The organism is Streptomyces termitum (genome assembly GCF_014650175.1).
GTDB classification, from domain to species: Bacteria; Actinomycetota; Actinomycetes; order Streptomycetales; family Streptomycetaceae; genus Streptomyces; species Streptomyces termitum.
Genome location: NZ_BMUL01000003.1, coordinates 261,500 through 273,002, shown reverse-complemented (window position 1 = coordinate 273,002; position 11,503 = coordinate 261,500). Strand labels below are relative to the sequence as shown.

Here is an 11,503-nt window from a genome sequence, read left to right as displayed (position 1 = left end):
CCGCCGCGTCCGCCCGGCGGGGCCCCGGGCAGACTGCCCGGCATGGACTTCACGATCAGGGCCGTACGGCCCGAGGAGTACGAGGAACTCGGCGAGATCACCGCACGGGCCTACCTCGACGACGGACACCTCGACTTCGGCGAGGACGACGGCTACCTGCACGTGCTGCGGGACGTGGCGCGCCGGGCCGCCGAGGCCGAGGTGCTCGTGGCGGTGGACGGGGACGGGACCCTGCTCGGCGGGGTCGCCTTCACCCCCGGCGGGCGGGAGTACGCCGACATCGCCGTCGAGGGCGAGGCGGAGTTCCGGATGCTGGCGGTCGCGCACGCGGCGCGCGGCCGGGGCGCCGGCGAGGCGCTGGTACGGGCCTGCGTCGCGCGGGCCCGCGCGCTGGGCAGCGCCCGGCTCGTGCTCTCCACCCAGTCCGGCATGGTCCGGGCCCACCGGATCTACCAGCGCCTCGGCTTCGTCCGCCGCCCGGAAAGGGACTGGAAGCCCGTCCCCGAGCTGGAGCCGCTGCTCGTCCTCGCCCTGGAACTCTGACCGGCGGGACACAACATGTGGTGGGTGCCGTGATCGGCGCCCCCCACATGTATGCTCGTGCTCGCTGTCGCCGCAGGGGAATCCGGTGCGAATCCGGAACTGACCCGCAACGGTGTGCTCCGCGCGCTTTTCGCCCGGAGCGAGTCCGAGCACCTGCCGACGGCGCGCCCGGTCCGACCGTTCCGGGCGCCGACGACGTCCGGGTCCCGCGGAATGGACCGGTGGACGCGGGCCCGCGCGTGCGCACGGCCGCCCGCCCCCCTCCTCCCCCGCCGCCCGGTCCGAGAGCGAGGGAGAGCCCCCACGTGACCATCGCGCCCGCGGGTCCGTCAGCCGTCGAGGCCGCCGCCGAAGAGAGCGCCGGCCCGGGAACCGCCCACCCGTCACCCGCCACCATCCCCGACGGGGGCCCCACCGGCCGCGGCTCCCAGCTGCTGCGGACGCTGACCGACCTCACCGCCGACCTCCCCGACACCGACCCCGGCCGGGTCGCCGCCGCCGCCCTGCGCGGCCGGAACGCCGGATCGGACGAGGCGGAACTGCGCGAACTGGCCACCGAGGCCGCCGCCGGGCTCATCTCCGAGGACCCGGCCTACTCCCGGCTCGCCGCCCGGCTCCTCACCCTCACCATCGCCGAGGAGGCCGCCTCCCAGGGCGCCGTCTCCTTCTCCTCCTCGGTCGCCACCGGCCACCGCGAGGGCCTGATCGCCGACCGCACCGCCGCCTTCGCCGCCCTGCACGCCGAGCGCCTGGACGCCCTGGCCGACCCGGCCGCCGACGACCGCTTCGGCTACTTCGGGCTGCGCACCCTCTACTCCCGCTACCTGCTGCGCCACCCGCTCACCCGCAAGGTCGTCGAGACCCCGCAGCACTTCCTGCTCCGGGTCGCCGCCGGCCTCGCCGAGGACGACAGCGACCGCGCGGCGGACGAGGTGGCGGCGCTCTACGGGCTGATGAGCCGGCTGGACTACCTGCCCTCCTCCCCCACCCTCTTCAACTCCGGCACCCGCCACCCGCAGATGTCCTCCTGCTACCTGCTGGACTCGCCGCTGGACGAGCTGGACTCGATCTACGACCGCTACCACCAGGTCGCGCGGCTCTCCAAGCACGCGGGCGGCATCGGCCTGTCCTACTCCCGCATCCGCTCGCGCGGTTCGCTGATCCGCGGCACCAACGGCCACTCCAACGGCATCGTGCCCTTCCTGAAGACGCTGGACGCCTCCGTCGCCGCCGTCAACCAGGGCGGCCGCCGCAAGGGCGCCGCCGCCGTCTACCTGGAGACCTGGCACGCGGACATCGAGGAGTTCCTGGAGCTCCGCGACAACACCGGCGAGGACGCCCGCCGCACCCACAACCTGAACCTCGCCCACTGGATCCCGGACGAGTTCATGCGCCGGGTGAACGCGGACGCCGACTGGTCGCTGTTCTCCCCCGCCGACGTCCCCGAGCTCGTCGACCTGTACGGCGACGCCTTCGACGCCGCCTACCGCGCCGCCGAGGCCGCCGGCCTGGCCCGCCGCACCCTCCCGGCCCGCGACCTGTACGGCCGGATGATGCGCACCCTCGCCCAGACCGGCAACGGCTGGATGACCTTCAAGGACGCCGCCAACCGCACCGCCAACCAGACCGCCGAGCCCGGCACCGTCGTCCACTCCTCGAACCTCTGCACCGAGATCATCGAGGTCACCGACGACGGCGAGACGGCCGTCTGCAACCTCGGCTCGGTCAACCTCGGCGCCTTCGTCGACCCGGCCGCCGACGGCGGCATCGACTGGGACCGCCTCGACGCGACCGTCCGCACCGCCGTCACCTTCCTCGACCGCGTCGTGGACATCAACTTCTACCCGACCGAGCAGGCCGGCCGCTCCAACGCGAAGTGGCGCCCGGTCGGCCTGGGCGCCATGGGCCTCCAGGACGTCTTCTTCAAGCTCCGCCTCCCCTTCGACTCCGCCGCCGCCCGCGCGCTGTCCACCCGCATCGCCGAGCGGATCATGCTCGCCGCGTACGAGGCGTCCGCCGACCTCGCCGAGCGGAACGGCCCGCTGCCGGCCTGGGAGAAGACCCGTACCGCCCGCGGCGTCCTGCACCCCGACCACTACGGCGTCACGCCGCACTGGCCGGAGCGCTGGGCCGCCCTGCGCGAGCGGATCGCCGCCGTCGGCCTGCGCAACAGCCTCCTCCTCGCCATCGCCCCCACCGCCACCATCGCCTCCATCGCGGGCGTCTACGAGTGCATCGAGCCGCAGGTCTCCAACCTGTTCAAGCGCGAGACGCTCTCCGGCGAGTTCCTCCAGGTCAACTCGTACCTCGTGGACGACCTGAAGAAGCTCGGCGTGTGGGACGCGCAGACCCGCGAGGCGCTGCGCGAGTCCAACGGCTCGGTGGCCGGCTTCACCTGGGTCCCCGCCGAGGTCCGCGAGCTGTACCGGACCGCCTGGGAGATCCCGCAGCGCGGCCTCGTCGACATGGCCGCCGACCGCACCCCGTACCTCGACCAGGCCCAGTCCCTGAACCTCTTCATGGAGACGCCGACCATCGGCAAGCTGTCGTCGATGTACGCGTACGCCTGGAAGCGCGGCCTGAAGACGACGTACTACCTGCGCTCGCGCCCGGCGACCCGGATCGCCCGCGCCGCGCGGGCCGCCGCGAACGTCCCCCTCCAGCAGGCCGCCCCCGACGCGGACGCCGTCGCCTGCTCCCTCGAAAACCCCGAGTCCTGCGAGGCATGCCAGTGAGCACCACCGAGACCAAGAACCTGCTCGACCCGGGCTTCGAACTGACCCTGCGCCCCATGCGCTACCCGGACTTCTACGAGCGCTACCGGGACGCCATCAAGAACACCTGGACCGTGGAGGAGGTCGACCTCCACTCGGACGTCGCCGACCTCGCCAAGCTCACCCCGGGCGAGCAGCACATGATCGGCCGCCTGGTCGCCTTCTTCGCCACCGGCGACTCGATCGTGGCGAACAACCTGGTGCTGACGCTGTACAAGCACATCAACTCCCCCGAGGCGCGGCTCTACCTGAGCCGCCAGCTCTTCGAGGAGGCCGTCCACGTCCAGTTCTACCTGACGCTCCTGGACACCTACCTCCCCGACCCGGACGACCGGGCGGCGGCCTTCGCGGCCGTCGAGAACATCCCCTCCATCCGCGAGAAGGCGCAGTTCTGCTTCCGCTGGATGGACTCGGTCGAGAAGATCGACCGGCTGGAGAGCCGGTCGGACCGCCGCCGCTTCCTGCTCAACCTGATCTGCTTCGCCGCCTGCATCGAGGGGCTGTTCTTCTACGGCGCCTTCGCCTACGTGTACTGGTTCCGCTCCCGCGGCCTGCTGCACGGCCTGGCGACCGGCACCAACTGGGTCTTCCGCGACGAGACCATGCACATGAACTTCGCCTTCGAGGTCGTGGACACCGTCCGCGCGGAGGAGCCGGACCTCTTCGACGACGAGCTGCGGCAGCAGGTCACCGACATGCTGAAGGAGGCCGTCGAGGCGGAGCTCCAGTTCGGCCGCGACCTGTGCGGCGACGGGCTGCCCGGCATGAACACCGAGTCGATGCGCGCCTACCTCCAGTGCGTCGCCGACCAGCGCCTGGCCCGCCTCGGCTTCCCCCCGGTCTACGGCTCCGAGAACCCCTTCTCCTTCATGGAGCTCCAGGGCGTCCAGGAACTGACCAACTTCTTCGAGCGCCGCCCCTCCGCCTACCAGGTGGCGGTGGAGGGCACGGTCGACCTGGACGAGGAGTTCTGAGATGGGCGCGGCGCGCACGCGCCTCGCGGCGGGCGCCGCGGCGGCGCTGACCGTCGCCGCGGGGCTCGGCGTGCGCGCCGCGGCGGCGGGCCCCGTCGCCAAGTACGCGGGCGACGCGCTCTACACGGTGCTGCTGCTGGCCCTGGTGGTGCTGCTCGCGCCCCGGACCCGGCCGGCGGTCGCGGCCGGGACCGCGCTGGCCCTCAGCTGGGCCGTGGAGCTGTTCCAGCTCACCGGCGTCCCGGCCGCGCTGGCCGCGCACAGCACCCTGGCGCGGCTGGTCCTCGGCACCTCGTTCAACGCCCCGGACCTGTTCTGGTACGCGATCGGCGCGGCGGCCGGCTGGACCGTCCACCACACCGCCCGCACCCGGACCGCGCCCGCCCCGGCCTAGGTCCCGTCCGACGGCGCGGTGGCGGCACCCGGCTCAGCCGCCCGTCCCCCACCGCACCGCCGCCACCACGCCCAGCACCAGGGCGGGCACCGCCCACCCCCAGCCCATGACCCGCCGCACCGACGGCGCCAGCCACAGCGCCGCCACCGCGCCCGCGGCCCCCACGGCGAGGGCGCCCGCCAGCGAGATCCCCGCGTAGGCGTCGTCGTCCCAGCTCCCGGAGGGCCGGATGGTCACCGCCAGGTAGCAGAAGTACCCGGCGACGAGGGTGAGCAGCACCAGGGGCACGGCGAGCACGCCCCGCAGGCACCCCCGCTCGTCCCCGGCCCCGGCCCCGGTCCCGGAGGAATCGTTCGTCGTCACCGCAGCGCGTTCCTCGCCTCGTCCAGATGGTTGGTGAAACCGCGGCCGTACGCCTGGGCGTCGTCGGACCGCCAGCCCGGCCCTCCGTTGTAGCGCGCGGCGAGCTCCTGGTACTGCTCCGGCGTCATCTCCTGCGCCGGAACTCCGGCGAACGGGCTCTCCGCCTTCAGCTGGGCCAGGTACTCCGAGGCGATGAAGATGTTCTGCGCCGGGTCCTGGAGGGCCTCCTCGACCATGCTCCGCTGCTGGTCGGTGAGGTCGTCGGGGTCGTAGCCGAGGACTTCGGCGCCGCGCCGGATCTGGATGGCGATCGGGCCGAAGGAGGTGTGGTCGGGGTCGCCGCCGAGCCGCCACGGCAGGTTCTCGGGGCTGATCGGGCTGAGCGGGCCGTCGAACGACTCGCGGATCGTGTCCGTGAGGTCGTCGAGGATGCCGGGCTGGCCGCCGATCTCCTGCCAGGCGATGCCGGCGACCATGTCGGGCGGCAGGCCGGAGTTGCGGGCCGCCGCGTTGATGACCTCCTTGTTCGCCCGGATCCACGCGGCCCGCTCCTCGGCGTTCGAGGGCGGGTTCCAGTAGCTGTCCTTCGCGCCGGGGAGGTTGGCGACCTGGAGGCGGATGTCCCGCAGGGCCGGGGAGACGATCTCGTTTCCGGCGGTGGGGTAGTAGTCCTGTTTGGGGCCGCCGCCGGACAGCCGGGTCAGCGGGTTCGCGGCCGCCTCGGCCGCCTCCTGCCGCAGCGCGGCGACGGCGGGGGCGATGTCGACGCGCTGGACGAAGCCCGTGCGGAACTCGGGCAGCAGGTCGTACGCCTGCTTGAGGCCGTGGACGCAGAGGTCCCGGGCGGTCCGCTCCGTGGTCTTCGCCAGGTGGAAGTCCCCGCCCGCGGCGTCGTGCAGCCGGTTCGCCTCGTCGCGGATGTCGTCGACGTCCATGGTGAGCTCGGCAAAGAAGTCGAGGACACCGGTGGTCGCCCGCATGTCCTCCCACTGGCGCATCGGCTCGGCCTCCTGCGCCGTGCGGGTGATCGGCACTCCCTTGGTGTGGATCAGGTCGGCGAGGGCCCGCTCGGTGGCCCTGCCGTTGGCGTAGTGGGTCTTCGCGGTGGCGAGGGCGTACGCGTAGGCCCGCAGGGAGCTCTCCGCCTTGGCGTACCCCTCGGCGAGCCGGGCGAGGAGCTTGCGGGCCTCGGCGAGCCGGGACTCGTAGCGGGCGCTGCCCTCGCTCTTCCACCGGGTGCGGGTCTCGGCCCGCTCGGCGGGCTCGTCGGCCGCCGCGAGCAGGTCGCGCAGCCGCTTGAACTCGTCGGCGTTCCGCTCGACCAGGGGCGGGCTGCACCCCTCCAGGAACTCGACGTCCTTCCGGTGGCTGATCCCGCCGCTCACCGTGCCTCCGGGGCGACGTACTGGCCGTACAGGAGCACCTCGTCGAGGAACCGGCGGGCGGTGTCGCCGTCGACCTCCACGAAGGTGCCTCCGGCGGCCCGCAGCCGGGTGGAGAGCGCCGTGAACAGGGCGACCGCGTCCAGGTACTGGTCCCCGGCGAACGAGGCGAACCGCGCCACCTCCGCGGCCGCGTCCCCGTGGGCGCGGGGCTCCCTGGCCAGCGTGGTGAGCTCGGCGTCGGGCCGGCCCTCGTGGAGGAGGCCGGCGATCTCGATCAGCAGGTTGGCGTTGCCGTTGATCGAGTCCGTCGCGGCCACGAGGCTCCCGGCGACCGGGGCGCCCCCGCCCCCGCCGCCGTCCGGCAGCTGGTCGATCCGCATGGCCGTCGACCTGCGCGCCAGGGCGTCGGCCTTCAGCTGGGCCCATTCCTCGTCGAAAGACAACCCGCTCCCCCTCCGCGTCATCCCCACACCTCAACTACCCCTGAAACAAGGCGACTTAACGTGCGAAGGGGTACGGGTGCGCCGGAGGGACGACGAGGGGCCCCGCACTCGGGTGAGTGCGGGGCCCCTCGTCGGGTGTGCGGCGGGGTCAGTCGTTGGGGACGACCGGGTAGCGGGGGGTGCCCTCCTCCATCTGGCGGAGGGCGTCCTTGCGGTCCCGCTTGGAGAGCTTGTCGATGTACAGGAAGCCGTACAGGTGGTCCGTCTCGTGCTGGAGGCAGCGGGCGAAGTAGCCGGTGCCGCGGACCTTGATGTCGTTGCCGTGCAGGTCCTTGCCGTGGACCTCGGCGAAGTCGGGGCGGGCCAGCTCGGCGTAGGCGGTGGGGACCGACAGGCAGCCCTCGTTGCCGTCGTCGAGGTGGCGGCGGTCGGCCGGGAGCTCCTGGAGCACCGGGTTGACCACGTGGCCGGTGTGGCGGACGCCCTCGTCGTCGGGGCAGTCGTACACGAAGACCTTGAGGCCGACGCCGATCTGGTTGGCGGCGAGGCCGACGCCCTCGGCCGTCTTCTGGCTGGCGAACATGTCGTCGACGAGGGCGGCCAGTTCGGGGCCGAAGTCGGTCACGTCCGCGCACTCGTGGTGCAGCACCGGATTGCCGACCACCGTGATCGGGCGGGAGGTGCCCCGCTCGCGGTGGGCGAGCTCGCGGGCCTCGCAGTCCTCCGTGTCCACGATGTAGCCGTCGTCGTCCAGGGCGTAGCCCGTGAAGATCTGCTCGCCCGTCTCCTGCTGCGCCATGTGCCGCCGCGCCTTCCTGAAAACCCGAAATTCCGTCGGGGACAGCCTACGGGCCCCGGGCCTGGGCCTCAGCAGACCTCTTCGAGATCCCGCCATTCGCGGCTGTCGGGGCTGTCGGCGACCCAGCCGTCGAGGAGGCCGCGCACCAGGTCCGGCGGGGCGGCGATGCCGCACTCCCGCTCGGGCACCCACAGCTCGCCGGGCGAGCGGTGGCCGAGCGGTCCGGGGTGGCCGGGCTCGCTGTGGTCGTGCGGGTCGACGTGGTCGCCCTCGCCCTCGGCGCTGGGCATGGTCGACTCCGAGCAGGCCCGGCACAGCAGCCGTACCGACGACGACCAGTCCTCGGCGGCGAAGCCCGCCTCGGAGGCGAGCTGCTCCAGGGCGTCCCGGTCGGCCTCGGTGGCGGCCTCCAGGAGGACGACCCAGGTGGGGACGGGGGACGGCGCCCACAGCTCGATCTCGTCGAAGACCGGGTAGGAGGGTCCGGCGCTGGTGGTCCGCTCGCCGTTGGGCACGCCGTCGTGGAGGACGACCTCGCCCCAGCGGCGCCCGGAGGACGGCAGCGGGATGGAGAGGAGCTCGATGCGGGCCGGGTCGAGCCGGCGGCCCCACACCACCTCGGCCTCGCCCTCCGGCGACAGCCGCACGGCGGCGCTGCCCAGCTCCATCCCGACGGGCTCGCCGGTCGCGGAGGAGGCCCCGGGGACCTTGAGGCCGTACGCCTGCCAGGCGCGGCGGGCCAGCGGCCAGTCCTGGAGGGCGGTGGCGGCGATGCCGACGTTCCACCAGTCGGGGGCGCCGGTCTCCTTGTCGAGCAGGGCCACGGCCCGCAGCCCGGCGGCCCGCGCCTGCTCCCAGTCGTGCCGGAACTTGTGCAGCAGCGCCAGGTTGAACCAGGACTCGGAGAGCCAGGGCTCCAGATCGGCCGCCCGGGTGAGCAGCGCGCCCGCGTCCTCGTACCGGCCGTCGCCGATCAGCGTGAACGCGCGGTCGGTGGCCTGCCGCCACGAGGCGGAGGGCCGGTGCCGTACCTTCCCGAAGATCCTCACGATTCCCGCCTGCCGGTCGCTTCACCTTCTTGTTCGCATCCAACCATGCCGGGTCGGACGCGCGCTCATTACCCATGGGTTACCCCGTGGGGACGGAGGTCACCCCCGGGGTGCCGCCCCGGGCCAGGACCCGGGCCAGACCGGCCACGACCTCGGGGTGGTAGTCCCGGGCGGTGCCGAGGCGGAGCCGCTCCAGGGCCTCCAGGGCGGCGGCCCCGTCCTCGCCCGCGAGGTCGTCGTAGGCGTTCACGGCGCGGACGATGCGGGCCGCGAGCGGCTGGTCGCGGTACGGATCGGCCTGCCGCTCGACGACCAGGGCGACGGCCGGCGGGACGCCGGTCATCCGCACCACCTCGCCGCCGAGCAGGGCGATCCGGCGCTGCTCCTCGGCCGGGAGGAGGGCGGTGGCGCCGCCCGCGACCGGGTCGACGAGGGAGAGCTGTCCGATGTCGTGCATGAGCGCCGCGTACTCCAGGACGGTCAGGTCGGTGCCGCCGAGGCCCAGCTCGCGGCCGACGGCGGTGGCGAGCGCGGCGACCCGGCGGGCGTGGCCGGGCGGGGTGCAGCCGGCGATCTCGGTGGCGCGGGCGAGGGAGGCGATGGTCTGCCGGCCGACGGTGCGGACGGCGGCGTACCGGCGCAGCGAGATCTGGGCGAGGAGGACCGGCACGGCGAGCACCGGGAGGGTCCACAGACCGGCGGTGGCCACGCCGAGGGCCATGACGACGCCGGTGGCGCAGACGGCGGAGCCGATGCCGAGCAGGCCGCGCAGTTCCTCGCGGAGCAGCGGCCCGTACGGGTAGGAGGTGCGGGCGCGCAGCAGCAGGGCGGCAAGGACGGCGTCGCAGAGGGCGGTGAGGACGAGGACGAGCAGCAGGACCAGGACGTAGGGGGCGCCGGGGCCGAGGCGGGCGAGGAGGGCGCCGGAGTCGTGCAGCGGCTGGGCGCAGAGGGCGGCGAAGCCGATGGTGAGGATCCGGCGGGCGAGGTGGTCGCGGCCGGGCCCGCGGCCTCGGGCGATGTGCGGGACGATCCCGGCGAGGCCGGCGGCGACGGTGACGGCGACGGTCTGGAGGGCGCCGTGGGAGGTGGCGGTGGCGGCGTCGCCGAGGAGGGCGTAGCCGAGGGCCGCGGCGGCGGCCAGCGGGGCGGCCTCGCGGTCGTACGGGGCGGGCGGCCCGGGGTCGGGGTGGGGGGCGGTGCGGGCCAGGGTGCCGACGGCGACGAGGAGGCCGAAGGCGAGGGCGGCGCCGGGGGCGGCGAGGCCGTGGCGGAGCGTGGCGGCGAAGGCGGCCAGGGTGAGGAGGAGGGCGGCGGCGTGGACGGCTCCGGCGGTGACCGCCCCGGGCCTCACGCGGGCTCCCGGGGCTGGGCGGGGAGGGGGTCGCGCGGGGCGGGGAACCGGCCGTCGGGGCCGTCGGCGGTGACGGCGGTCCGCCAGCCGTGCCGGTCGAGGGCGCGGACCAGGGCGCGGACCATACGGGGGTCGAACTGGCTGCCCGCGCACCGCTCCAGTTCGGCGACGGCGGTGGCGACGGGCCGGGCGCGGCTGTAGGAGCGGGTGGAGGTCATGGCGTCGAAGGCGTCGGCGACGGCGACGACGCGGGCGCATTCGGGGATCTCCTCGCCGCGCAGCCCGTAGGGGTAGCCGCTGCCGTCGATCCGCTCGTGGTGGTGGAGGACGGCGTCGCGGGCCTCGCCGAGGAAGCCGATGCCGCGGACCATCTCGTGGCCGTACTCGGGGTGGAGTTCGATGGTGCGGCGTTCCTCGGGGGTGAGGGGGCCGTCCTTGCGCAGCACCCGGGTGGGGACGCCCAGCTTGCCGACGTCGTGGAGGATGCCGGCGAAGCGGACGGTGTCGAGCCGGTCGCCGTCCATGCCGAGCTCACGGGCGATCAGGACGGAGGCGTGGCCGACGCGTTCGCTGTGGCCGCGGGTGTAGCTGTCCTTGATGTCGACGGCCTGGACGAGGGCCCGGATGGTGGCCTGGTGGGCGGCCCGCTCGTGGTGGTACTGGGCGAAGACCCAGCAGGAGAGGTACATGGGCAGCAGGACGAGGAGGGCGGCGGCGGGGCCGTGCGGGCCGCGCCAGAGGACGGCGAGGACGAGTCCGGCGAGGCCGTGGACGAGGTGCGGGGGGAGCGCGCGGCCGAGGCGGGCGGCCAGGGCGGCGCGGGTGGGGGGTCCTTCGGCGGCGGCCCGGACACCGGCGTCGAGGGCGGTGAGGACGAGGCAGAGGACGAGGGCGGCGGCGAGCGCGGGCGGGAGCGCGGCGGGCAGGGCGGGGCCGTCGCCGTCGAGGGCGGCGGGGGCGTGCAGGGCGCCGGCGGTGTGGGCGGCGGCCCAGGTGGCGAGGGCGGTGGAGGCGGTGCGCCAGACGCGGCGCCAGGCGGCGGGGGAGGCGTCGGCGCGGGCGAGGAGGCCGCCGGGGAGGGCGGCGAGCGCGGCGGCGGCCGGGGGCAGCAGCAGGGCGGCGGCGAGGAGGACGGGGAAGAAGGAGCCGGTGCCGAGGGGGGCGGGGCGGCGGAGGGCGCGGCCGAGCAGCGGGCAGCGGGCGGGCAGCTCGCAGAGCGCGTACAGGGCGGCGAGGAGCAGGGTGGTCGCCCGGGGGAGGGTGGGCGACGGGGGGAGGAGCGCGGGCAGGGCGCACGCTCCGGCGCCGAGGGCGGCGCAGACGATGGACGCGCGGGCCGTTCGCGTCAGGGGCTTCGCGACCGTCACGCGGTCACGCTAGCGAGGACGGCGGCTCCGGAGGCCGGGCCGCCGTCGGTTCCTCCCA

11 protein-coding genes and 1 riboswitch are annotated in these 11,503 nt (G+C 74.5%); of the genes, 4 read left to right on the top strand and 7 right to left on the bottom strand.

What is annotated here, in order from left to right:
* Positions 1 to 42: 42 nt before the first annotated feature.
* From IE219_RS07380 to IE219_RS07365, 4 genes are all read left to right on the top strand, one after another.
* A complete protein-coding gene (locus IE219_RS07380; protein WP_189975746.1) occupies positions 43 to 543 on the top strand; it encodes a GNAT family N-acetyltransferase in 501 nt (166 codons plus the stop codon).
* Between the two features lie 51 nt (positions 544 to 594).
* Positions 595 to 718: riboswitch (cobalamin riboswitch) on the top strand.
* Between the two features lie 130 nt (positions 719 to 848).
* Entirely contained in the window at positions 849 to 3,278 is a 2,430-nt protein-coding gene (locus IE219_RS07375) for a ribonucleoside-diphosphate reductase subunit alpha (RefSeq protein WP_189975745.1), read from the top strand.
* Positions 3,279 to 3,334: 56 nt separating this feature from the next.
* On the top strand, positions 3,335 to 4,291 hold the full coding sequence (locus IE219_RS07370; protein WP_373298796.1) for a ribonucleotide-diphosphate reductase subunit beta: 957 nt from the start codon (positions 3,335 to 3,337) through the stop codon (positions 4,289 to 4,291).
* A 1-nt stretch (position 4,292) separates the two neighbouring features.
* A complete protein-coding gene (locus IE219_RS07365; protein WP_189975743.1) occupies positions 4,293 to 4,685 on the top strand; it encodes a ribosomal maturation YjgA family protein in 393 nt (130 codons plus the stop codon).
* Positions 4,686 to 4,718: 33 nt separating this feature from the next.
* Here the strand turns inward: IE219_RS07365 and IE219_RS07360 are convergent, their stop codons facing one another.
* The 7 genes from IE219_RS07360 to IE219_RS07330 form a co-directional block, all read right to left on the bottom strand.
* Positions 4,719 to 5,048, bottom strand: coding sequence for a hypothetical protein (locus IE219_RS07360; protein ID WP_189975742.1), 330 nt, complete (start codon positions 5,046 to 5,048; stop codon positions 4,719 to 4,721).
* Positions 5,045 to 6,433 carry a hypothetical protein gene (locus IE219_RS07355; protein ID WP_189975741.1) on the bottom strand — a complete coding sequence of 463 codons (1,389 nt, stop codon included), beginning with the start codon at positions 6,431 to 6,433 and terminating at the stop codon, positions 5,045 to 5,047. Before IE219_RS07355 ends, IE219_RS07360 begins: the two co-directional genes overlap by 4 nt.
* Entirely contained in the window at positions 6,430 to 6,876 is a 447-nt protein-coding gene (locus tag IE219_RS07350; RefSeq protein ID WP_229849638.1) for a hypothetical protein, read from the bottom strand. The genes IE219_RS07355 and IE219_RS07350 overlap by 4 nt, the downstream gene beginning before the upstream one ends.
* 148 nt (positions 6,877 to 7,024) lie before the next feature.
* A complete protein-coding gene (gene def / locus IE219_RS07345) occupies positions 7,025 to 7,675 on the bottom strand; it encodes a peptide deformylase (RefSeq protein ID WP_189975740.1) in 651 nt (216 codons plus the stop codon).
* 68 nt (positions 7,676 to 7,743) lie between these two features.
* Positions 7,744 to 8,724 (bottom strand): tetratricopeptide repeat protein, encoded by a 981-nt coding sequence (locus tag IE219_RS07340; RefSeq protein WP_189975739.1) that lies wholly within the window; start codon positions 8,722 to 8,724, stop codon positions 7,744 to 7,746.
* Positions 8,725 to 8,803: 79 nt separating this feature from the next.
* A complete protein-coding gene (locus tag IE219_RS07335; RefSeq protein WP_189975738.1) occupies positions 8,804 to 10,078 on the bottom strand; it encodes an HD-GYP domain-containing protein in 1,275 nt (424 codons plus the stop codon).
* Entirely contained in the window at positions 10,075 to 11,445 is a 1,371-nt protein-coding gene (locus IE219_RS07330) for an HD-GYP domain-containing protein (RefSeq protein ID WP_229849637.1), read from the bottom strand. The genes IE219_RS07335 and IE219_RS07330 overlap by 4 nt, the downstream gene beginning before the upstream one ends.
* Positions 11,446 to 11,503: the final 58 nt, after the last annotated feature.